The organism is Burkholderia sp. BCC1640 (assembly GCF_902833125.1).
Lineage (GTDB): Bacteria > Pseudomonadota > Gammaproteobacteria > Burkholderiales > Burkholderiaceae > Burkholderia > Burkholderia diffusa.
The window spans coordinates 72,076-95,156 of the sequence record NZ_CADFEF010000025.1; the positions used below are offsets into that span (position 1 = coordinate 72,076).

Sequence of the window (23,081 nt, forward strand, 5' to 3'; positions counted from 1 at the left end):
TCACGTCAACGTTCAGGCAAAGTCTTCGTCGAGTTCGAGTTCCGCGTCGCGCTCGACGGGCTCGCCGGCCGCGTGCCGCTCCTCGAGCGAACCCAGCATCGCTTCCGTGTACGCATGCAGCACCGCATGGCTGCGGGCGCGCTGCATCGGCCGGAGCGCCAGATAGCGCGCCAGTGCGGCCGGCACGATGCGGATGTCGAGCGTCATCCGTTTCGGCGTCGAACCGAAACGCATCGCGAGCCACTGCACGGACAGGAAACGCCCGCGTGCGTCGCTGCTTTCGACAAAGCGCGTCTGCTCCGGAAAGAGATCGCAGATCACACGCGCGAGCGCGTCGAATTCGGCGCTCTGGCATTCGATCAGATAGTCGTCCATTCCGCCTCTCCCGTCAGGCCGCCGCACGCGGCGACCGGCACGTCTTCACCAGCACGGCGACCAGGATCGCGGCCAGCACGAAATACACGGCCTCGAGCGATCCGGCCGGCAGCACGCGCACCTGATACAGCAGCGCCGGCGCGACCGCCAGCGCATGCAGCACGATCGCGAGCGGCAGCACGCCCGCGCGGCCGGCGCGCACGCCGCGCCAGACCAGCACCGACAGCGCGAGTTGCACCACGAACGCCGAGCAGCGCTCGAGCAGCAACAGCAGCATCGACTGTGCCGACAAGGTCGCCAGCATCACGTGCAGCCGCACGACGGTATCGCCCGGCAGGTCCGCGAGCTGCGTCTCGAGCTGGCCGCGGCTCGCGAGCCACGCGAGATACGACCACTGGCCCCATACGAGCACGCCGACGAACCACGCTTCGGCGCCGGCATGGCCGATCCCGTAGCCGATGCCGCGCCCGTCGCCGGCCGACGCGCCGTAGCGGCGGTTCAGGAACCGGATCCCGAGATAGCGGCCGACCTCCTCGAACACGGCGGTCGCGAGCGCGCTGTACGCGACGAATGCGAGCGGCTGCGTGAGCCAGCCGCCGGCGGGCGTCTGGCTCAGCACGAGGCCATGGAATGCGCGTTCGACGATCATCGCGAACAACGTGAAGACGGCGACACCGACGATCGTGTCGCGGCGGTCGAGCGAAAGCGGCTTGCGCAGGATACGGAAGAGAAAGAACGGCAGTAGCGCGATGATCAGCGTGGCGGCGATCAGCACCGCCAGCGTGACGGGAGCGACAGTCATGAATTTCCTTGTTCTGGGCAGCGCACCTGACGCGCTGCGTGCCCCGAATGATACTCAGCTTGCGGTCGACGCGCGCGCAATCAGCTCGCCCGGCAGCAACGCGACGCGCACGTCGCCAGCCGCGCCGTCGATGCGCTCGTGCACGAATTCGACGGCCTTGTAGCCGATCTCGTAGGTCGGCTGACGAATGGTCGTGATGCCGATCAGTTCGGCCCACTCCGGATCGTCGATCGACAGCAGCGCGGCCTTTTCCTGCCACGCCGCGCCGAAACGCGCGCGCAGATGGCGCGCGATCGCGAGCGCGACCGGCGCGTTGGCGGCGAACAGCGCCGCACGCACGCCGCGCCGCGCCGCGTCGTCGATGCGAGCGTCGAGGTCGGCAAGCGCCGCCGCGGCCGCGGCGGGCTCGTTCAGGTCGAGCACGACCGTCGGCGGCACCGGCAGTCCGCGCGCGTCGAGCGCCGCGCGAAACGCGGCCTCGCGCAGGCGCCGCGAGCTGACGTGCTCGAACGGCTGCACGACGAAATGGATCGCATCGAAGCCGCGCGCGACCAGATGCGCGATCGCCGTCTCGATCGCCTCGGTATTGTCGAGCCCGATCAGATCGGCCTCGAAGCCCTCGACCGTCCGGTCGACGAGCACGGCCGGAATGCCGGCGCCGCGCAGCGGGCGCAGCACGTCTTCCTCGGCGCCGAGCGCGTTGACGATCAGCCCTTCGACCCGGTAGGTGGTGAGCAGCTGCAGGAAGCGCCGCTCCATCTCGACCTCATTGGCCGCGTGACAGATGAGCGGCATGTAGCCGAGCGCGTGGCACGCGGCCTCGACGCCTTGCAGCACTTCGACGGTATACGGATTGGTCAAGTCGGCCGCGAGCATGCCGAGCAGCCGGTTGCGGCCGCGCTTCAGCCCGCGCGCCATCTGGTTCGGCCGGTAGTTGAGACGTGCGATCGCCGCCTCGATCCGCTGGCGCAGATCGGCGGACAGCACGTGCGTCTCGCCGTTCAGATAGCGCGAAACGCTGGTCTTGCCCGTGCCGGCTTCGCGTGCGACGTCGCTGATCGTCGCCGGACGCTGCGTGGAAGGTTGCGAATCGCTCAAGTCGTGCCTCGCGACGTACGATCCGCGCCGCTTCGTGTGCGGACGGACCTTTGTTGTTGGATACGAAAGCCACCCGGCGGACGCCGCCGCCCCCCCTGCTTCGCGATCGATCGAAGCCGGCGCGTTCGCGCCCGCTCCGGTCGCCTGAAACGCACGGCGATCGGCCGCACCGGACCTGGCACGGATGCCCGCCGCCGGACGCCGCCGGCCGCGTGGCCGGGTCGTCGATGCGACGAGCGGGCGATCATAACGCAGCCTGCCCTCCCGTACCAAGACCATCGCCTCTAACCCGGCCGGCGGCCCCGCCGGCTGACCGCCCCCGCTCAGACGCCCGCGAGCGCGTCGGGATTGACGAGGTTCGTGCGCAGCGTGCCGGCCAGCGCGCCGACCAGGTTTTCCGCGGCGCAGCGCGCCATCGCATGGCGCGTCTCGTGCGTCGCCGAGCCGATATGCGGCAGCGCGACGACATTGTTCATCCGCAGCAGCGGCGAATCCGCCGGCAACGGCTCCTTCTCGAACACGTCGAGCCCCGCGCCGCGGATCGTGCCCGCGCGCAGCGCGTCGACCAGCGCGGCCTCGTCGACCACCGGCCCGCGCGACGCGTTGATCAGGATCGCGCCGCGCTTCATCTTCGCGAATTCGGCCGCGCCGATCAGGTGGCGCGTTTCCGGCGACAGCGGCACCTGCAGGCACACGAAGTCCGACTGCGCGAGCAGTTCGTCAAGCGTCACGCGACGGGCGCCGTACTGCGTTTCGGCTTCGGCATGCGCGGAACGATTCGTGTACAGCACCTGCATCCGGAAGCCGAGCGCCGCGCGGCGCGCGACCGCGCCGCCGATCCGCCCGAGCCCGACGATGCCGAGCGTCTTGCCCTGAACGTCGGTGCCGTACAAATCGGGGCCGATGCTGCGATGCCAGTGGCCGGCCTTCACCCACTCCGCCAGTTCGACCACACGCCGCGCGGACGCGAGGATCAGCGAGAACACGGTATCGGCGGTCGATTCCGTCAGCACGTCGGGCGTATGCGCGAGCACGATGCCGCGCCGCGTGAGATCCGCGACGTCGAAGTTGTCGTAGCCGACCGAGATCGTCGACCAGGCCTTCAGCCGCGGGGCACGATCGAGCATCTGCGGCGTGACCTTCAGGCTCGCGCCGATCGCGCCGTCCGCGTCGCCGAGGGCATCGGCGAGCGCGTCGGCGCCGTCGGCCTGCACGACTTCCGCATGCTCGCGCAGATACGCGAGCACGTCATCGGGCAGCGGCTTGTACGCGACGATACGAGGCTTCATCGTTTTCATTTTCCTTGCAGCGGCGTCGCGAGCGGGTGCGCATCGCGCGCCTGGGGTTTGACGGACAGCGTGAGGATCACCGCGGCCACGAGCGCGGCGCTCATGAACGCATACGATGCGACGGGCGACCCGGTCGCCCCGTTCAGATAGCCGACGAAATACGAGCCGACGAACGAGCCGAGCGCGCCCATGCTGTTGATCAGCGCCATCGCGCCGCCGGCGACGTTCCTCGGCAGCAGCTCCGGAACGATCGCGAAGAACGGGCCGTACGGCGCGTACATCGCGGCGCCCGCGACGACCAGCAGCGCATACGAGATCCAGAAATGCGACGAGCCGAGCGCATACGACGCGGCGAACGCGGCCGCGCCGATCAGCAGGAACGGCCACACGAAGCCGCGGCGCGAACCGACCTTGTCGGACGCCCACGACGCGACCAGCATTGCGATCGTCGCCGCGAGGTACGGCATCGCCGACAGCCAGCCGGTCGCGACCATGCCGAGCTCGGAGCCGTTCTTGACGATCGACGGCAGCCACAGCACGAAGCCGTACACGCCGATGCTCCAGCAGAAGTATTGCGCGCACAGCTTGATCACCGCCGGCGAGCGGAACGCCTCGCCGTAGTTGCGCACGGGCTTGATCGCCGCCTGTTCGGCCGCGAGCGCGGCATCGAGGTCGCTCTTTTCCTCCGCAGTGAGCCACGGCGAATCGGCCGGCTTGTCCTGCACCAGGAACCACCAACACACGGCCCAGATGATGGCCGGCACGCCTTCGGCGATGAACATGTGGCGCCAGCCGAATTCGTGCACGAGATAGCCCGACACGATCGACATCCACAGCACGGTGACCGGGTTGCCGAGGATCAGGAACGTGTTCGCGCGCGAGCGCTCGTTCTTCGTGAACCAGTTGCTGATGTAGATGAGCATCGCCGGCATCACGGCCGCTTCGACCACGCCGAGCATGAAGCGGATCGCCATCAGCGACGGGATGTTGGTGACGACGCCCGTGAGCGCCGCGCAAGCGCCCCACAGCACGAGGCTGGCGAACACGAGCTTCTTGACGCTGCGGCGCTCCGCGTAGATCGCGCCCGGAATCTGGAAGAAGAAGTAGCCGAGGAAGAACAGCGCGCCGATCAGCGACGACAGGCCCTTGCTGATCCCGAGGTCCTGGTTGATGCCGGCCGCTGCCGCGAACCCGTAGTTCGCGCGGTCGAGGTAAGCGAGGCTGTACGTGATGAAGACGATCGGCATGATCGTCCACCAGCGTCGTGCTGCGAGATTGGCTGCCATCAGAGTGTCTCCTGGGTGGACCGGAGCGGGCGCTCGAGCGCTTGCTCCCGTCCCGTCCTTTCGGGAATCGACCGGCGTCGGCGCATCGGCGCCTGCTCCGGCCTCATGCAAAACCGTGCACGAAGCACGAAATGGGTCCGCGGATTGTGCCGTGTCCGGCCTCTCATTGCGCGGTGACGCTTTCCTCTAAGCGATCGGCTCGATTGCTGACGTTTTCGAGCCGATCAAGTGCCTCGCGGGTCGGCAGGCCTTCCGAATCGCCGACCACCTGGATCGCGAGCGCCCCGATGCGGTTGCCGCGCGCGACCGCCTGCTCGACGGACCGGCCTTCCAGCAGCGCGCTGACCACGCCGACCGCGAAGCCGTCGCCGGCGCCGACCGTGTCGACCACGTTCGCGACGCGCTCGCCCGCGACCGTGCCCTCGCGGCCGTCGGCCGTGCGGAAGTACGCGCCCTCGGCGCCGAGCTTGATCACCACGCCTCGCGCGCCCTGTGCCAGATAGAAGCCCGCGATGTCGGCGGGCGTGTCGTGCCCGGTGAGCTGCTGCCCTTCGGCGAGGCCCGGCAGCACCCAGTCGGCGAGCGTCGCGAGCGCGTTCAGCGTCTTCGCCATCACGTCGGCGGACGGCCACAGCGTCGGGCGCAGGTTCGGGTCGAACGAGATCGTCTTGCCCGCCGCGCGCATCTCGCGCGCCAGCTGGAACGCGAGTTCGCACGACGTCGCGGAAATTGCCGGCGCGACGCCCGTCAAGTGCAGGTGACGCGCGCCGAGCACGTAGTCGGCCACGTAGTCGTCGCACGACAGGTGGCTCGCGGCCGAGCCCTTGCGGAAATATTCGACGGTCGGGTCGCTGCCGTCGTCGTTGCGCGACTTCAGCTGAAAACCGGTCGGATAGCGCGGGTCGACGGTCACGCACGACGCGTCGATGCCTTCGCGCGCGAGCGTGTCGAGCACGTAACCGCCGAACGAATCGCGGCCCACCCGGCTCATCCAGCCGACTCGGAAGCCGAGCCGCGACAGGCCGATCGCGACGTTCAGGTCCGCGCCCGCGATCCGTTTCGTGAATTGCGACGCATGCGCGAGGTGGCCGGGCTCGGCGGCGACGAACATCGCCATCGCCTCGCCGTAGGTCACGACATCGAGTGCTGCCTTCATCAGTGAATTCCTCCGTATCCTTCCTGCGTCACGCGGCGGCAAGCCACGCCACGCGCCGGCCGGCATCGCCCGCCAGGTCTGCGGCATCGAACGGGAATTCGATGCCGCGCGGCGCCGCTTGCGGCAGGGCCGCGAGCACGCCCGTGACGAGCGTGTCGCCCGGCGCCGGCGCCACCGCGAAACGGCGCGCGCCCTCGCCCTCGACTGCCTTGCAATGAATGTATTCCACATGCGGCGCGAGCGCGTGCGCGCACGCGAGCGGCGCTTCGCCCGGCCACTGCCAGTTGCCGATGTCGAACGTCATGCCGAGCGCATCGGGCACGCCCGCGTCGGTCAACGCGGCGAACAGCCCGCTGAATTGAGCGAGTGCGCCACCCACCGGCAGCTGGCCGTTCTCGACCACCACGCGGGCACGCGCGCCGCGCGACAGCGCGACGATCTCGGACGCATGCGCGTCGCCGGCGAAGCCGCCGAGCTGGAACTTGACGAAGCGCGCGCCGAGCGCGTCGGCTTCCACGAGCGTGTCGCGCAACGCGTCGACATCGAGCGCGCCGGTTTCCGTGTACAACGTGGCCGGCGTCGAATAGACCGACCACAGCCCGTGCGCGGTGAGTACCGAGCCAAGCTCGGCCAGCGCGCCGGGCGTCGCGTCGTCGTCCGATGCGAACAGCTCGCGCCGCACCTCGAAACCGGTCGCGCCGGATGAGGCCGCGGTCGCGATGAATGCACGGTGGCCCTCCTGACGCACGCGGTCCATCCCGAATGCGCTCGCCACGATCACGATGTCTGCCATTTCTGCCCTTTTTTCACCGGGATGGAACCGGTTCCATTTGCTTGAGACGGATGGTGCGCTTCGCATCCGGTGCACGCCATAGAGGAAATCCCTAGGCCGGCCGCCGCGCGCCGCGCGCCCGCGCCCGCGCACGTGCACGTGCACGTGCATCCGGCGTTCCACGACCCGCGTCGGCGCCTATTCGTTGTCGTGCGTGATGCACATGTCGAGGAACTGGGCCGCCACGCGCGACGGCGCGGCACCGTGCGGCACGAGGATCGAGAAATGGCGCGTGAGCGGCGCCGGGGCCAGCGAGCGCGGCATGAGCGCCGCATCCTCGTGGCGCAGCGACATCGCGGACACGAAACCGACGCCCATCCCCGCGCGCACGGCCTCCTTCACGGCCTCGACGCCCGCGATCTCGAACGCGACGCGCATCGGCGCGCCGCCATGCGCGAACGCGCGTTCGACGAGTTGGCGCACGCCGGAACCCTCCTCGCGCAGCACGAGCGGATGCGCGGCAAGTGCGTCGAGCGTGACGCCCGCTTCGTATTCCGGCGCGGCGAGCGGATGGCCGGCCGGCACGACCGCGACGATCTCGTCCTCGTGCCACGCATGCACGGCGGTGCCGGGCGGCAGCGCCTCGCCGGGCGGCCCTTCGATCATCGCGATGTCGAGCGACGCCAGCGCGGCGACCACGTCGGCCGTATTGCCGCTCATCGTGTGGATCGCCACCCGCGGCACGCGCGGCTGGAATGCCGCGATCAGGTACGGCAGCAGGTAGCTGGCGGGCGTCGTGCTCGCGCCGATTCGCAACGTGCCGGCGTCGAGCCCGCGCACGGCGTCGCGAAACGCGCGCGCCTGCGCGAACGTGTCGCGTTGCGCCTTCGCGTACTGCGCGAGTTGTTCGCCAACCGGCGTCAGGCGGATGCCGCGGCCCTCGCGCTGGTACAGCGGCTCGCCGAACTCGTCCTGCAGCAGGCGCAGCTGGCCCGACACGGCCGGCTGCGACAGATGCAGCGCGACGGCAGCGCGACTGATGTTCAGATGTTCGGCGACGGCCGCAAACGTTATCAGTTGATCCGGGGTCATGAGCGTGAATTATCGGATTTCCGGATAGTTTACGTCACAAATCACAATTTTTCATATCGATATAACCAAATTAGGATTAAGCCATCGCAACCCGTTTCATCACGGTGCCCCCCATGTCCACTGCTCCGACTCCCCATCTCAATCACGCCGCCCCGTCGATGCGCGGCCAGTTGAACGGCGTGCTGTTCGTCGCGCTGTTCGCCGCCGCCGTCACCAGTCTGTCGCAACTTCCGACGATCGCCGGGCTCGGCCTGTCGCCGCTGATCGTCGGCATCGTCGCAGGCGCGCTGTACGGCAACGCACTGCGCGACGGCATGCCCGCGAGCTGGGCGGCCGGCGTCAACTTTTCCGCGCGCAAGCTGCTGCGCATCGCGGTCGCGTTCTTCGGCCTGCGCGTGAGCCTGCAGGAAATCGCGCAGGTCGGCCTGCCGGGCCTGACGGTGTCGGTGCTGGTCGTCGTCAGCACGCTCGCGATCGGCACCTGGGTCGGCATGAAGGTGATGAAGCTCGATCGCGACGCGGCGCTCTTGACCGCCGCCGGCAGCGCGATCTGCGGCGCGGCCGCCGTGCTCGCATTCGAGTCGACGCTGCAGTCGAAGCCGCACCAGAGCGCGATGGCCGTGGGCAGCGTGGTGCTGTTCGGCACGCTGTCGATGTTCCTCTACCCGCTCGCGTATCACGCCGGCCTGCTCAATCTCGACCCGGCCGGCCTCGGCCTGTTCTTCGGCGGCACGATCCACGAGGTCGCGCAGGTGGTCGGCGCGGCGAGCGACATCAGCCCGCAGGTCGCGCACGTCGCGACGATCGTGAAGATGACCCGCGTGATGCTGCTGGTGCCGGTGCTGCTCACGCTCGGCTGGTGGCTCGCCCGCTCCGCACGCTCGGCCGGTGCGAGCGCCGACGGCGCGCAAGGCAAGCGCAAGGTGGCGGTGCCGTGGTTCGCGCTCGGCTTCCTCGGCTTCGTGATTGTCAATTCGCTGAACGTGCTGCCCGCCGACGTTACGCACACCCTGAACGTGCTCGACACCTTCGCGCTGACGATGGCAATGACCGCGCTCGGCATCGAAACCCGCGTGTCGCAGATCCGCGAGGCCGGCCCGCGTGCGCTGACCACCGGCCTGATCCTGTACGTCTGGCTGATCGCCGGCGGCTACGGGATCACCTGGGCCGTGCAGCGCTGGCTTGGCTGAGCCGCGCATCCACGCCGCGACACGCGCCGCGCCCGACGGGAAGGTCCCGCGGGCGCGGCGCAGTGCTATGCTTCGCGTCGTTTTCCTTCGTCCTCTTCACCATCCTCTTTCAGCCGTGCTCTCGTTCCTGCTGAAGCTGCGCACTCGCGCCCAGACGCTGTTCCGCCTGTCGGACGCCCATACGATGCTGATCTGGTCGGCCATCGTCGGCGTCGGCGGCGCCTTCGCCACCATGGCGTTTCGCGAAGGCATCGACCTGATGCAGCGCCTGATCTCCGGGCACAGCGGCAGCTTCGTGCAGATGGCGCGAAGCCTGCCGTGGTACGTGCGGTTCTGGATGCCGGCCGCGGGCGGCTTCCTCGCCGGCTGCGTGCTGCTGCTCGCGACGCGCGGCGTTCGGAAATCCGGCAACACCGACTACATGGAAGCCGTCGCGCTCGGCGACGGCGTCGTGCCGGTACGGCAGAGCCTGTGGCGCAGCGTGTCGTCGCTGCTAACGATCGGCAGCGGCGGCTCGATCGGCCGCGAAGGCCCGATGGTGCAGCTCGCCGCGCTCGCCGCATCGCTGGTCGGCCGCTTCGTGCACTTCGACCCGCCGCGCCTGCGCCTGCTCGTCGCGTGCGGCGCGGCGGCCGGCATCACATCCGCCTACAACGCGCCGATCGCCGGCGCGTTCTTCGTGTCCGAAATCGTGCTCGGCACGATCGCGATGGAAAGCTTCGGGCCGATGGTCGTCGCATCCGTCGTCGCGAACATCGTGATGCGGGAATTCGCCGGCTACCGGCCGCCATACGAGATGCCGGTGTTCCCGGCCGTGACGGGCCCCGAGGTACTGCTGTTCGTCGTGCTCGGCGCGCTGTGCGGCGTGCTCGCGCCGCAGTTCCTGCACCTGCTCGATGCGTCGAAGAACCAGTTCAAGCGGCTGCCCGTGCCGCTGCCGGTGCGGCTCGCGCTCGGCGGCCTCGTGGTCGGCGTGATCTCGGTGTGGATTCCGGACGTGTGGGGCAACGGCTACAGCGTCGTGAACCACATCCTGCATTCGCCGTGGACCTGGCAGGCGCTCGTCGCGGTGCTGGTGTTCAAGGTGATCGCGACCGCCGCGACCGCCGGCTCGGGCGCGGTCGGCGGCGTGTTTACGCCGACGCTGTTCGTCGGGGCCGTGTTCGGCTCGCTGTTCGGGCTCGCGATGAACGCGCTGTGGCCCGGCCACACGTCCGCGTATTTCGCGTATGCGATGGTCGGAATGGGTGCGTTCATGGCCGGCGCCACGCAGGCGCCGCTGATGGCGATCCTGATGATCTTCGAGATGACGCTCAGTTACCAGGTCGTGCTGCCGCTGCTGGTGTCGTGCGTGTTCGCGTATTTCGTCGCGCGCGCGACGGGCACGACGTCGATGTACGAGATCACGCTGCGCCACCACCAGGACGCGCAGGAACGGCTGCGGCTGCGCACCACCCAGATGCGCGAGCTGATCCAGCCCGCGCAGACGGTCGTGCCGCTCACTGCGAGCGTCGCCGACATGACGCGCGTGTTTCTCGAATATCCGGTGAAGTATCTATACGTGACCGACGACGCCGGGCGCTTCCGCGGCGCGGTCGCGTTGAAGGACATCACATCCGACCTGCTCGACAAGCGCGACACCACCGACAAGACGGCAGCGCACTACGCGCATACGCCGTTTCCGCTGCTCACGCCCGACATGCCGCTCTCGACCGCGCTCGAACGCTTCATGGCGTTCCAGGGCGAACGGCTGCCGGTGATCGAAAGTGAGGCCGAGCCGACGCTCGCGGGCGTCGTCTACAAGACGTCGCTGCTCGACGCGTATCGGCGCATGACCGGCGAGCGCTGACCTGTACGGGGCGCGGCGCGCGATACGGCGTCGCCGCATCCTCGCTCGCGGCGCCGTCCGCGCCGACCGACCGCCGGCCCCGCTCAGTCCGGCGCGCGCCCCAGCACGACCCGCGCGAAGAACCCCGCCAGCACCGATTCGGCCACGTCGGCCGAAACATGCTGCGGATCGGCCGTGTAGTACGACTGCACGCCATCGCACAGACACATCAGCCCGAACGCGAGCGTCTCGGCCGGCAGCAACAGCGGCGTGCCCGCGCGCTCGGCGAAGCGCTGGATGAATTCGGCCATCTGCAGCCGCTTGCCGTGCAGGAACTGGTTGAAGCGCACGCGAAATTTCGCGTCGCGCGCCGCCTGCAGCTTCGCCTCGCCCCACAGCAGCGAATATTCGTCGTCGCGAAACAGCGTCCGGTAGTACGCGAGCGCCATCGACTCCATCTGCTCACGCGGCCCGCCCACCTCGAAGATCGCCTCGAAATCGGCCCGCACCGAATCATGGTCGCGCTCGAGCAGTTCGAGCAGCAGTTCCGACTTGCTGCGGAAATTCGAATAAAACGCGCCGCGCGTATAGCCGGCCGCCGCCGCGATGTCCTCGACGCTCGCGGCGACATAGCCTTTCTTCAGAAAAATCCGGTGCGCGGCATTCAGCAGACGTTCGCGCGTCTGGTCCCTGCTCTGCTCGCGAGTTAAGCGCTGTGGTTTCATGGCGCGCAGTCTAGCACCAACTCCCTTTCGGATTCATCTTTGCATTCAGATACAGGTGTGTATTAGAATCCGCCACAGTTTCCGAACGACCTCGTTCGACTGTGTTCGTGCGCGCCGGGCCGGCGCCACTCGGGGCAAGCGCCCGCCGCGCTTGCCGGCTTCGCTCCGTTCTCACCTCATCTGGGGGTTTCGTGAATCGCTCCGGTTCCCGCGCCGTGCTGCTGATCGGCACCGCGCTCGTCCTCGCCGCCTGCCACCCGAAGGAAGCTGCGCCGCCCGCGCCGCGCCCGGTCGTCGCGTTGCCCGCGCACGCCGACGGCGCCGCGGCGGCCGCCATGCTGCCCGGCGAGATCCAGCCGCGTTACGCGACGCCGCTGTCGTTCCGCATCGCGGGCAAGATCGTCGAACGCAAGGTGCGGCTCGGCGACACCGTCAAGGCCGGCCAGGCCGTCGCGCTGCTCGATCCGTCCGACGTCGAGAAGAACGCCGCGAGCGCGCAGGCGCAGCTCGATGCCGCATCGCACGGCCTCGCGTTCGCGAAGCAGCAGCTCGACCGCGATCGCGCGCAGGCGCGCGAGAACCTGATCGCGACCGCGCAGCTCGAACAGACCGAGAACAGCTACACGTCCGCGCTCGCGCAGCGCGACCAGGCGCAGCAGCAACTCGCGCTCGCGAAGAACCAGCTCCGCTATGCGACGCTCGTCGCGGACCACGCGGGCACCATCACCGCCGAACAGGCCGACACCGGCCAGAACGTATCGGCCGGCCAGGCCGTCTACCAGCTTGCGTGGTCGGGCGACGTCGATGTCGTCAGCGACGTGCCCGAGGCCGCGCTCGCGTCGCTCGCGCCCGGGCACGCGGCGAGCGTGACGTTGCCGTCGCTGCCGGGCCGCCGGTTCGACGCGAAGGTGCGCGAAATCGCGCCGGCCGCCGATCCGCAAAGCCGCACCTACCGCGTGAAGCTCACGCTCGCCGCGCCCGATCCGGCCGTGCGCCTCGGGATGACCGCGACTGTCGCGTTCGACGGCGCGCCGATTGCCGGCAACGCGCCGAGCATCACGCTGCCCGCGACCGCGCTGTTCCACGACGGGCCGCATCCGGCCGTATGGGTCGTGCGCACGAAGGACGACACGCTCGAACTGCGCCGCGTCGACGTCGCGCGCTTCAACGAACGCACCGTCACCGTGTCGGGCGGGCTGCAGCCTGGCGAGCGCGTCGTGCTGCAAGGCGTGCACACGGTCAGCGCGGGCGAGAAGGTGCGGCCGATCGCACCGCTGCATGCGGAGGACTTCGCGTCATGAGCGGCCCCCGCGAAGAAGGCCGGTTCAATCTGTCGGCATGGGCGCTGCGCCACCAGGCGCTGGTCGTCTACCTGATCGCGCTCGCGACGCTCGCGGGCATCCTCGCGTACACGCGGCTCGCGCAATCCGAAGACCCGCCGTTCACGTTCCGCGTGATGGTGATCCGTACGTTCTGGCCCGGCGCGAGCGCGCGGCAGGTGCAGGAACAGGTGACCGACCGGATCGGCCGCAAGCTGCAGGAAACGCCGGCCATCGACTTCCTGCGCAGCTATTCGCGGCCCGGCGAATCGCTGATCTTCTTCACGATGAAGGATTCGGCGCCCGTGAAGGACGTGCCCGAGACCTGGTACCAGATCCGCAAGAAGGTCGGCGACATCGGCTACACGCTGCCGCCCGGCGTACAGGGCCCGTTCTTCAACGACGAGTTCGGCGACGTCTACACCAACATCTGGACGCTCGAAGGCGACGGCTTCACGCCCGCGCAACTCCACGACTACGCGGACCAGCTGCGTACGGTGCTGCTGCGCGTGCCTGGCGTCGGCAAGGTCGACTACTTCGGGGACCCCGACCAGCGGATCTTCATCGAGGCCGACAACACGCAGCTCACGCGTCTCGGCATCTCGCCGCAGCAGCTCGGGCAGGCGATCAACGCGCAGAACGACATCTCGTCGGCCGGCGTGCTCACGACCGCCGACGATCGCGTGTTCGTGCGGCCGAGCGGCCAGTTCGACAACGTCGCCGCGATCGCCGACACGCTGATCCGCATCAACGGCCGCACGTTCCGGCTCGGCGATCTCGCCACCGTGAAGCGCGGCTACGACGATCCGCCCGTCACGCAAATGCGCACCCAAGGCCATGCCGTGCTCGGCATCGGCGTGACGATGCAGCCGGGCGGTGACGTGATCCGGCTCGGCAAGGCGCTCGACGCCGAATCGAAGGACCTGCAGGCGCAGTTACCGGCCGGCCTCAAGCTGACGCTGGTGTCGAGCATGCCGCATGCGGTGTCGCATTCGGTCGACGACTTCCTAGAAGCGGTCGCAGAAGCGGTCGCGATCGTGCTGGTCGTGAGCCTCGTGTCGCTCGGCCTGCGCACCGGGATGGTCGTCGTGATCTCGATTCCGGTGGTGCTCGCCGTCACGGCCCTGTTCATGTACTTGTTCGACATCGGGCTGCACAAGGTGTCGCTCGGCACGCTGGTGCTCGCGCTCGGGCTGCTCGTCGACGACGCCATCATCGCGGTCGAGATGATGGCCGTGAAGCTCGAACAAGGCTACAGCCGCGCGCGCGCCGCCGCGTTCGCGTACACGAGCACCGCGTTCCCGATGCTGACGGGCACGCTCGTCACGGTGTCGGGCTTCCTGCCGATCGCGCTCGCGAAATCGAGCACCGGCGAGTACACGCGCTCGATCTTCGAGGTGTCGGCGATCGCGCTGATCGCGTCGTGGTTCGCGGCCGTCGTGCTGATTCCGCTGCTCGGCTACCACCTGCTGCCCGAGCGCAAGAAGCACGCGCACGAAGCGCACCTGCCGGACGATCACGAGCACGACATCTACGACACGCGCTTCTACACGCGCCTGCGCGGCTGGATCGACTGGTGCATCGAGCGCCGCTTCGTCGTGCTGCTGATCACCGGCGCCCTCTTCGTCGTCGCGCTGATGGGTTTCTCGCTCGTGCCGCAGCAGTTCTTCCCGAGCTCCGATCGCCCCGAGCTGCTGGTCGACCTGCGGCTGCCCGAAGGTGCGTCGTTCGCGGCGACGCTGCGCGAGACCGAACGCCTCGAGAAGGTGCTCGACAAGCGGCCCGAGATCGACCATTCGGTGAATTTCGTCGGCAGCGGCGCGCCGCGCTTCTACCTGCCGCTCGACCAGCAACTGCAATTGCCGAACTTCGCGCAGTTCGTCGTCACCGCGAAATCCGTCGAGGATCGCGAGAAGCTCGCGACGTGGCTCGAGACCACGCTGCGCGACCGCTTCCCGGCCGTGCGCTGGCGCCTGTCGCGGCTCGAGAACGGGCCGCCCGTCGGCTACCCCGTGCAGTTCCGCGTGAGCGGCGACGACATCGCGACGGTGCGCTCGATCGCCGAGAAGGTCGCGGCGACGATGCGCGGCGACGCACGCACGATGAACGTGCAGTTCGACTGGGATGAGCCGGCCGAGCGCTCGGTGCGCTTCGAGCTCGATCAGAAGAAGGCGCGCGCGCTGAACGTCACGTCGCAGGACGTGTCGAGCTTCCTCGCGATGACGCTGTCCGGCACGACCGTCACGCAGTATCGCGAACGCGACAAGCTGATCGCGGTCGACCTGCGTGCGCCGCGCCCCGATCGCGTCGATCCCGCGAAGCTCGCGGGCCTGGCGATGCCGACGCCGAACGGCCCCGTGCCGCTCGGCTCGCTCGGCCGCTTCACGCCGACGCTCGAATACGGCGTGGTGTGGGAGCGCGATCGCCAGCCGACCATCACCGTGCAGTCCGACGTGCGCGCCGGCGCGCAGGGCATCGATGTCACGCATGCGATCGACGGCAAGCTGAATGCGTTGCGCGCGCAACTGCCGGTCGGCTACCAGATCAACATCGGCGGGTCGGTCGAGGAAAGCGCGAAAGCGCAGACGTCGATCAACGCGCAGATGCCGCTGATGGCGATCGCCGTGTTCACGCTGCTGATGATCCAGCTGCAGAGCTTCTCGCGCGTGCTGATGGTCGTGCTGACCGCACCGCTCGGGCTGATCGGCGTGGTCGGCACGCTGCTGCTGTTCGGGCAGCCGTTCGGCTTCGTCGCGATGCTCGGCGTGATCGCGATGTTCGGGATCATCATGCGCAACTCGGTGATTCTCGTCGACCAGATCGAGCAGGACATCGCGGCCGGCCACGGCCGCTTCGACGCGATCGTCGGCGCGACCGTGCGGCGCTTCCGCCCGATCACGCTGACGGCCGCGGCCGCCGTGCTCGCGCTGATCCCGCTGTTGCGCTCGAACTTCTTCGGGCCGATGGCGACCGCGCTGATGGGCGGGATCACGAGCGCGACCGTGCTGACGCTGTTCTACCTGCCCGCGCTGTACGCCGCGTGGTTCCGCGTGAAGCGCGACGAACGCGACCCGCGCGACGGCCCGCCGCACGACGGCCCGCCTGCCGCCCCGTCGGGAGCCTGATCATGGAACTGTCGATGAACCTGAAAACGAAGACCGCGCGAGCGCTCGCGGCCGCGAGCCTCGCCGGCCCGCTCGCCGGCTGCGCATGGTTCGCGCCGAGCGGCGAGCCGCCCGCGATGCCGTCGCCCGCGCATTACGGCGCCGCGCCGCAAGTGCAGCAGACCGTCGCCGCGCAAGGCGTCGCGCAGCAGTTCGAGGTCGGCGCGCAGCCCGTGCCCGACTGGTGGACGCAGTACCGCTCCGATGCGCTGAACGCGCTCGTCGACGAAGGGCTGCGCAACAGCCCGACGCTCAGCGCGGCTTCGCATTCGCTGGATGCCGCGCGCGAGCAGTTGCGCGGGCAGATCGGCAGCTCGATGCTGCCGTCAATCGACGCTGGCGCCCAGGCCACGCGCCAGCGTGCACTCGGCGTGCCGATCCCCGCGCTCGGCGCGCCGACGCTGCTGTACGACACGTTCGTCGGGCAACTGCAGGCGAGCTACACGATCGACCTGTTCGGCGTGTCGCGCTTCGCGAACCGCGCGCTCGCGAAACGCGTCGACGTCAGCGCGTTCCAGCTCGAATCGGCGCGTCGGGCACTCGCCGCGAACATCGTCACCGCGTCGATCACGGTGTCGGTGCTCAATGCGCAGATCGCGACGACCGAACGGCTCGTCGCGCTCGCGAACGACCAGGCGCACGACGCGCAACGCCGCTACGCGCTCGGCTCGGCGTCGCACAGCGACGCGCTGAACGCACGGCAAAGCGCGGACACCTTCGCCGCGAGCCTGCCCGCGCTGCGCCAGCAGCGCGACTCGGCGCGCCACGCGCTGGCGGTGCTGGTCGGCCGCACGCCCGACCGGCCGCCCGCCGACCTCACGCTCGCCGATCTGCACCTGCCCGCGCAGGTGCCCGTGGTCGTGCCGTCCGACCTGCTGCAAAGCCGCCCCGACATCCAGGCCGCCGACGCGGGGCTGAAGGCGGCCGCCGCCGAAGTCGGCGTCGCGACCGCGCAGCTGTTCCCGCAGCTGTCGCTTTCGGCGGCCATGGGCAAAGGCGGCTTCAGCTGGCCGACGATGCTGTCGGGCGCCGGCGCGATCTGGAATGTCGGGGCGTCGCTGAGCCAGCCGCTGTTTCACGGCGGCGCGCTGCTCGCGCAGCGGCGTGCGGCGAAGGCCACTTACGAAGCCGCGGTCGACCAGTACAGGCAGACCGTGCTGAGCGCGTTCCAGAACGTCGCCGATTCGCTCGCCGCGCTCGAGCACGACGCGGAGGCGCTCGACGCGTCGTCGCGGGCCGCGCTGTCCGCGCGCGGCGCGTACGACGATGCGGCCGCCCGCGTGCGGCTCGGCGCGTTGCCGCCGTCGGCGGCGCGCGCGAGCGAGCTGCAGTACCGCAACGCGCGGCTCGACGAGATTCGCGCAACCGGCGCACGCTTCGCGGATACCGCGCGGCTCTATCAGGCGATGGGCACGCCGCCGGTCGACGCGGCCGGCAAGGCAGCGACGGCCGGGAACGTCGGCACGGCAGGCCACGCCGGCAACGCGGATCAAGGCGCTCCCGCCGCGCCGCCGTCACCGCAATAACGCGCCCTTGCCCCGGACGCACGGCGCGCGGAACCACCCCGCGCGCCGATCCGCGATCTTCCGCTTGACCCTCACGTAGCGTAACGTTCGAGACTCCAGTGTGCGCACCGAACGGAGGACACCATGCGGCTGAAAGTGGGAGAACTGGCGAAACGCAGCGGCCTGACCGTCCGCACGCTTCATCACTATCACGCGATCGGCCTCCTGACGCCTTCGGCGCGCGCCGACAACGGCTACCGTCTGTACGACCGCGACGACATCGCCCGGCTCCACCAGATCCAGGCCCTGCGTCGCTTCGGACTGTCGCTTGCCGAAATCGGCGACTACCTGAACCAGCCCGGCACCCCGCTCGTCGAGCTCGTCGCGAAGCAGATCGCGTCGCTCGACCACCAGCTCGCGCAGGCCGCGCAGCTGCGCGAGCGGCTCGTGCACCTGCACGCGCAACTCGCCGCGGGCACCGAGCCGGAACTGGCCGATTGGCTCACCACACTGGAGTTGATGACCGTGTACGACAAATATTTTTCCGAGGAAGAACTCGCGCGTCTGCCGATGTACCGCAAGAGCCAGGCGGGCGACGCCGAATGGATCGCGCTCGTCGCCGACGTGCGTGCGCTGCACGACGCGGGCGTGCCGCCCGAGGACGAGCGCGTGCGTGCGCTCGCCGGCCGCTGGATGGCGCTGCTCGTGCGCGACACGAACAACGATCCGCGGCTGCTCGCGAAGCTGAACCTGATGCACGAGCGCGAACCGGCGATGCAGTCGAAACTCGGCATCTCGACCGTGCTGCGCGACTATGTGCTGCGCGCGTCCTCGGAAACGAAGATGCGGATCTTCGAGAAGTATCTCGCCCCGGACGAGATCCGCTTCATGCGCGCGCACTTCGGCAAACACGCGATGGAATGGCCACAACTGATGGGCGACGTGCGCGATGCAATCGATACGGGCGCACGGCCCGATTCGCCGGAAGGCCGCGCGCTCGCGCAACGCTGGCTCGACCTGTTCCGCAGCTATGCGGGCAACGACCCGGCCACGCACGCGAAATTCCGGCACGCGATGATGACCGAGCCGGCGCTGACGAAGGATTCGTGGGTCGACGACACGCTGCTCGGTTTCATCCGCGAGGCGATGGCGCAGCTTGCGCCGGCGCGCTGACGGCGTAACCCCCGCGGGCTGTGCGTGGTGGTTTCACGCGCCGCCCGCGCGAGCGCGCCGGCTTCCGCTCACCGCTCGCGCACGCCGAGCCCGAGCGCCTTCATCCGCCGGTACAGCGTGCGCTCGCTCAACCCGACGTGCTCGGCCAGCTGCTTGCGCGTACCGTCGAACGTGCCGGCAATCCGCACGAGTTCCGCGTCCGACACGCCACGCGTGTCCACCGCATGCGCGTGCGACGCGGCCGACGCCGCGACCAGCTCGGCCGGCAGATGCTCGACGCGAATCATCCCGTCGTCCGCGAACAGGCACGCGCGTTCCAGCACGTTGCGCAGCTCGCGGATGTTGCCCGGCCATGCATACGCGTCGAGGCACGCACGCGCATGCTCGGTCAGCACGAACGGCCGCGCGCTCGCATCGCCCGCGCCGGCACGCGCGTTCGCGATGCGCCGCAGGATCGATTCGGCCAGCAGCGCGACGTCGCCGCGCCGCTCGCGCAGCGGCGGCAGCGGAATCGGAAACGCGTTGATCCGGTAGTAGAGATCCTGCCGGAACCGGCCGTCGTCGATCATCTCGCGCAGCGGCTTGTGAGTCGCCGCGACGAGCCGGAAATCCGCGCGCAGCGCCTCGACGCCGCCGACGCGCCGGAACGTCCCCGACTCGATCAGCCGCAGCAGCTTCACCTGCATCGGCAGCGGCACGTCGCCGATCTCGTCGAGAAACAGCGTGCCGCCCTGCGCGGTCTCGACGAGGCCCGGCTTGCGTTGGTTCGCGCCGGTAAACGCCCCCTTCTCGTAGCCGAACAGTTCGCTCTCGAACAGCGTCTCGGCGATGCCCGAACAGTCGACGACCACGAACGGCCCCATCGCGCGCGCGCTCGCCTCGTGCAGCGCCCGCGCAAACAATTCCTTGCCGGTGCCCGATTCGCCGAGCAGCAGCACCGGCAGCATCGACGGCGCGACGCGCTGCAGCGCGCCGAGCGCCGCATTGAACGCGTCGGCGCCACCGACGAGCCCTTCCGCGCTCGGCTGCGCGGACGCGCTGCGCACGGTCGTCAGCCGCTCGACGTACGCGATCACGTCGCCGCGCGCATCGAAGATGGGCCGCAACTCCACATCGACGTGCTCGGGGCCGCGCGGCGTATGGTGAATGTGCAGCACGCGGTTCAGGCTGCGCGACTCGAGCGCCTGCTTCATCGGGCAATGCTCGCCGGCCTGATCGCACGGCACGTCGTAGTGATGCGAGACCTGGAAGCAGCGCCGGCCGACGTGCTCGACACCTGCCACGCCGAACTGGCGCCGGTACGCATCGTTCGCCGCGAGGATGCGGTACTCGGGATCGACGACGATCATCGGCTGCGGATCCTGCTCCAGATACGCGACGAGCGCGCGCACGTCGGGCATGACGTCGCGCGCCGGCGCGGGAACGATCGGAATGGTGTCGTGCGGATTCATGAGGCGGCTCGGGAATGGATGGACAGTCGGACTGCCAGATCGACTGCCAATTCTGCCACAGCACTGCCATATATGGCAGTCGACTTCGATGATGCCCCATCGGCCGCGCCCGCGGCGCACCGCGGCCGGGCCAGAAATCCGAGCCGAATCAAGTACCTGCCACATCGTCCGGCGTCGCGACGCGGATTGGCATGCTTCTTGAACATGGAATCGCCAATTGCAGATGCAGAACCCGATCGAGGACAACCCGTGAGCCATGCCCCCATGCTGTCGGTCGAAGGCTTTTTCGACCCGGCGACCCATACCGTCAGCTACCTGTTGCTCGACACCGCCAGCCGCGCGTGCGCGCTGATCGACAGCGTGCTCGACTACGACCCGAAATCGGGCCGCACGCGCACCGCCAGCGCCGACCGGCTGATCGCGCGCGTCGCCGAACTCGGTGCGACCGTGCACTGGCTGCTGGAAACGCACGTGCACGCCGACCATCTGTCGGCCGCGCCGTACCTGAAGGCGCATGTCGGCGGGCAGATCGCGATCGGCTCGCACGTGCGCCGCGTGCAGCACGTGTTCGGCACGCTGTTCAACGCCGGCCCGGGCTTCGCGCAGGACGGCAGCCAGTTCGATCGGCTGCTCGACGACGGCGACACGCTCGCGCTCGGCGCGCTGACGATTCGCGCGCTGCACACGCCGGGCCACACGCCCGCGTGCCTGACCTACTGCGTCGACGACGCGACGCAGCGTGCCGCGTTCGTCGGCGACACGCTGTTCATGCCCGACTACGGCACCGCCCGCTGCGATTTCCCGGGCGGCGACGCACGCACACTGTATCGCTCGATCGCGCGCGTGCTCGCCCTGCCGCCCGACACGCGCCTGTATCTGTGCCACGACTACCAGCCGGGCGGCCGCGACGTGCAGTTCGTGACGACCGTGGCGGAGCAGCGCCGCGCGAACGTGCATGTGAAGGACGGGGTGACCGAGGACGATTTCGTCGCCATGCGCACCGCACGCGACGCGACGCTCGACATGCCCGTGCTGATGCTGCCGTCCGTGCAGGTCAACATGCGCGCCGGCCACCTGCCCGAGCCCGAAAACAATGGCGTGCGTTACCTGAAGATCCCGCTCGACGCGATCTGAGCCGCCGCCCCGACCGGAGAACCCCCGACATGACCATCCGTTCGCTGACCGACCTGCTGTCGGTCTCGCCCCAGATCGCCGCGACCGACCTGCCCGCGCTCCACGCGGCCGGCATCCGCACGATCGTCTGCAACCGCCCGGACGGCGAAGGCGCCGACCAGCCGACCGTCGCCGAGATTCGCGCCGCCGCCGCGCCGCTCGGCATCGCCGTCCATTACCTGCCCGTCGATACCGGCAAGGTCACCGACGATCAGGCCCGGCAGTTCGACGCGCTCGTCGCGTCGCTCGCCGGCCCGGTACTCGCATACTGCCGCAGCGGCACGCGCTCGGCGACGCTGTGGGCGCTGTCGCAGGCCGACAGGCGTCCGGCCGGCGACATCGTCGCGATCGCCGCCACGGCCGGCTATGACCTCGCCGCGCTCGCGCCGCGTCTCACACGAGGTTCCGCGCAAGGACTCGCGCAGGACGGCCGCCAGGCCGCGCCGGCCGTCGACGCGCGGCACGACATCGTGATCGTCGGCGCGGGCGCGGCCGGCGTCGCGGTCGCGTCGAGCCTGCTTGCGCGCGACGCATCGCTCGATATCGCGGTGATCGACCCGGCCGAGACGCACTACTACCAGCCCGGCTGGACGATGGTCGGCGCGGGCGTGTTCCGGCCCGACACGACCGCGCGCCGGATCGTCGACCTGCTGCCGCGCGGCGTGAAATGGATCCAGGCCGCCGTCGCCGGCTTCGAGCCCGACGCGCACACCGTGGTGCTCGATGGCTGCCGGCGCATCGGCTACCGCAAGCTGATCGTGTGTCCGGGGCTCAAGCTCGACTGGCACGCGATCGACGGCCTCGCGGAAACGCTCGGCCGCAACGGCGTCACGTCGAACTATCGCTACGACCTCGCGCCGTACACGTGGGAACTGGTGCAGGCGTTCCGCGGCGGCAACGCGCTGTTCACGCAGCCGCCGATGCCGATCAAGTGCGCGGGCGCGCCGCAAAAGGCGATGTACCTGTCGTGCGATCACTGGCGGCGCACGGGCCGCCTCGGCGCCGCGAACGTCGAGTTCCTGAATGCGGGCGCCGCGCTGTTCGGGGTCGCCGACTACGTGCCCGCGCTGATGGAGTACGTGAAAAGCTACGACATCGCGCTGTCGTTCGGCCACAACCTCGTCGCGATCGACGGGTCCGCGCGGCGCGCGACGTTCCGGCGCGCGTTGCCCGACGGCGGCACGGAAACCGTCGAGCGCGCGTTCGACATGATCCACGTCGTGCCGCCGCAGAAGGCGCCCGATTTCGTGCGCGCGAGCCCGCTCGCCGATGCGGCCGGCTGGATCGACGTCGATCCGGCGACGCTGCGGCACAAGCAGTTCGCGGACATCTTCGCGCTCGGCGACGTCACCAACACGACCAACGCGAAAACCGCCGCGGCCGCGCGCAAGCAGGCGCCCGTCGTCGCGCACAACGTGCTCGCGTCGCTGGGCCGCGCACACGGCGACGCCGCGTACGACGGCTACGGGTCGTGCCCGCTCACCGTCGAGCGCGGCAAGATCGTGCTCGCCGAATTCCTCTACGGCGGCAAGGTCGCGCCGACCTTCCCAGCGTGGCTGATCGACGGCCGGCGTCCGTCCCGGCTCGCGTGGCTGCTCAAGGAGCGCCTGCTGCCGCCGCTCTACTGGAAGGCGATGCTCAAGGGCCGCGAATGGCTCGCGAAGCCCGCGATCGCACGTTGAC

Annotated in this window: 18 protein-coding genes; 8 read left to right on the top strand and 10 right to left on the bottom strand. The window is 69.4% G+C overall.

The features are described 5' to 3' along the window. Positions 1-12: 12 nt before the first annotated feature. The 8 genes from HWX25_RS24505 to HWX25_RS24540 all read right to left on the bottom strand — a co-directional run bounded on the left by HWX25_RS24505 (position 13) and on the right by HWX25_RS24540 (position 7,870). Positions 13-375, bottom strand: a complete 363-nt coding sequence (locus tag HWX25_RS24505) for a DUF3022 domain-containing protein (protein ID WP_175911027.1) — start codon at positions 373-375, stop codon at positions 13-15. 13 nt (positions 376-388) lie between these two features. Continuing rightward, positions 389-1,177 carry a YhfC family intramembrane metalloprotease gene (locus HWX25_RS24510; protein WP_175911029.1) on the bottom strand — a complete coding sequence of 263 codons (789 nt, stop codon included), beginning with the start codon at positions 1,175-1,177 and terminating at the stop codon, positions 389-391. A gap of 54 nt (positions 1,178-1,231) precedes the next feature. Continuing rightward, complete coding sequence (locus tag HWX25_RS24515; RefSeq protein ID WP_059814385.1) at positions 1,232-2,275, bottom strand: LacI family DNA-binding transcriptional regulator; 1,044 nt, start codon at positions 2,273-2,275, stop codon at positions 1,232-1,234. A gap of 323 nt (positions 2,276-2,598) precedes the next feature. Further along, positions 2,599-3,564, bottom strand: a complete 966-nt coding sequence (locus HWX25_RS24520) for a D-glycerate dehydrogenase (protein WP_175911031.1) — start codon at positions 3,562-3,564, stop codon at positions 2,599-2,601. Between the two features lie 5 nt (positions 3,565-3,569). Then, complete coding sequence (locus HWX25_RS24525; protein ID WP_059814388.1) at positions 3,570-4,850, bottom strand: MFS transporter; 1,281 nt, start codon at positions 4,848-4,850, stop codon at positions 3,570-3,572. A 163-nt stretch (positions 4,851-5,013) separates the two neighbouring features. After that, positions 5,014-6,006 carry a sugar kinase gene (locus HWX25_RS24530; RefSeq protein WP_175911033.1) on the bottom strand — a complete coding sequence of 331 codons (993 nt, stop codon included), beginning with the start codon at positions 6,004-6,006 and terminating at the stop codon, positions 5,014-5,016. A gap of 28 nt (positions 6,007-6,034) precedes the next feature. Continuing rightward, positions 6,035-6,799: a sugar phosphate isomerase/epimerase gene (locus HWX25_RS24535; protein WP_175911034.1), complete on the bottom strand. Its 765-nt coding sequence runs from the start codon at positions 6,797-6,799 to the stop codon at positions 6,035-6,037. 177 nt (positions 6,800-6,976) lie between these two features. Further along, entirely contained in the window at positions 6,977-7,870 is an 894-nt protein-coding gene (locus HWX25_RS24540) for a LysR family transcriptional regulator (protein WP_175911036.1), read from the bottom strand. Between the two features lie 113 nt (positions 7,871-7,983). Between HWX25_RS24540 and HWX25_RS24545 the strand changes: the two genes are divergently transcribed. Next, complete coding sequence (locus HWX25_RS24545) at positions 7,984-9,060, top strand: YeiH family protein (protein ID WP_175911038.1); 1,077 nt, start codon at positions 7,984-7,986, stop codon at positions 9,058-9,060. Positions 9,061-9,175: 115 nt separating this feature from the next. Continuing rightward, positions 9,176-10,909, top strand: a complete 1,734-nt coding sequence (locus HWX25_RS24550) for a ClcB-like voltage-gated chloride channel protein (protein WP_208456483.1) — start codon at positions 9,176-9,178, stop codon at positions 10,907-10,909. An 83-nt stretch (positions 10,910-10,992) separates the two neighbouring features. Here HWX25_RS24550 and HWX25_RS24555 read toward each other — a convergent pair whose 3' ends face one another. After that, a complete protein-coding gene (locus tag HWX25_RS24555) occupies positions 10,993-11,613 on the bottom strand; it encodes a TetR/AcrR family transcriptional regulator (RefSeq protein ID WP_059524255.1) in 621 nt (206 codons plus the stop codon). A 191-nt stretch (positions 11,614-11,804) separates the two neighbouring features. Between HWX25_RS24555 and HWX25_RS24560 the strand changes: the two genes are divergently transcribed. From HWX25_RS24560 to HWX25_RS24575, 4 genes are all read left to right on the top strand, one after another. Beyond that, positions 11,805-12,914: an efflux RND transporter periplasmic adaptor subunit gene (locus HWX25_RS24560; RefSeq protein ID WP_175911040.1), complete on the top strand. Its 1,110-nt coding sequence runs from the start codon at positions 11,805-11,807 to the stop codon at positions 12,912-12,914. Further along, on the top strand, positions 12,911-16,057 hold the full coding sequence (locus tag HWX25_RS24565) for an efflux RND transporter permease subunit (protein WP_175911042.1): 3,147 nt from the start codon (positions 12,911-12,913) through the stop codon (positions 16,055-16,057). The genes HWX25_RS24560 and HWX25_RS24565 overlap by 4 nt, the downstream gene beginning before the upstream one ends. A 2-nt stretch (positions 16,058-16,059) precedes the next feature. After that, a complete protein-coding gene (locus HWX25_RS24570; protein WP_175911044.1) occupies positions 16,060-17,622 on the top strand; it encodes an efflux transporter outer membrane subunit in 1,563 nt (520 codons plus the stop codon). A 123-nt stretch (positions 17,623-17,745) separates the two neighbouring features. Continuing rightward, a complete protein-coding gene (locus HWX25_RS24575) occupies positions 17,746-18,774 on the top strand; it encodes a MerR family transcriptional regulator (protein WP_059814414.1) in 1,029 nt (342 codons plus the stop codon). 68 nt (positions 18,775-18,842) lie between these two features. On the opposite strand, the gene HWX25_RS24580 is transcribed toward HWX25_RS24575, so the two are convergent. Further along, entirely contained in the window at positions 18,843-20,225 is a 1,383-nt protein-coding gene (locus HWX25_RS24580) for a sigma 54-interacting transcriptional regulator (RefSeq protein ID WP_175911046.1), read from the bottom strand. Between the two features lie 249 nt (positions 20,226-20,474). On the opposite strand from HWX25_RS24580, the gene HWX25_RS24585 reads away from it, so the two are divergent. Together HWX25_RS24585 and HWX25_RS24590 are read left to right on the top strand one after the other, a co-directional pair. Beyond that, positions 20,475-21,359: an MBL fold metallo-hydrolase gene (locus HWX25_RS24585; protein ID WP_059524243.1), complete on the top strand. Its 885-nt coding sequence runs from the start codon at positions 20,475-20,477 to the stop codon at positions 21,357-21,359. A 29-nt stretch (positions 21,360-21,388) separates the two neighbouring features. After that, a complete protein-coding gene (locus HWX25_RS24590; RefSeq protein WP_059814423.1) occupies positions 21,389-23,080 on the top strand; it encodes a bifunctional protein tyrosine phosphatase family protein/NAD(P)/FAD-dependent oxidoreductase in 1,692 nt (563 codons plus the stop codon). Position 23,081: the final 1 nt, after the last annotated feature.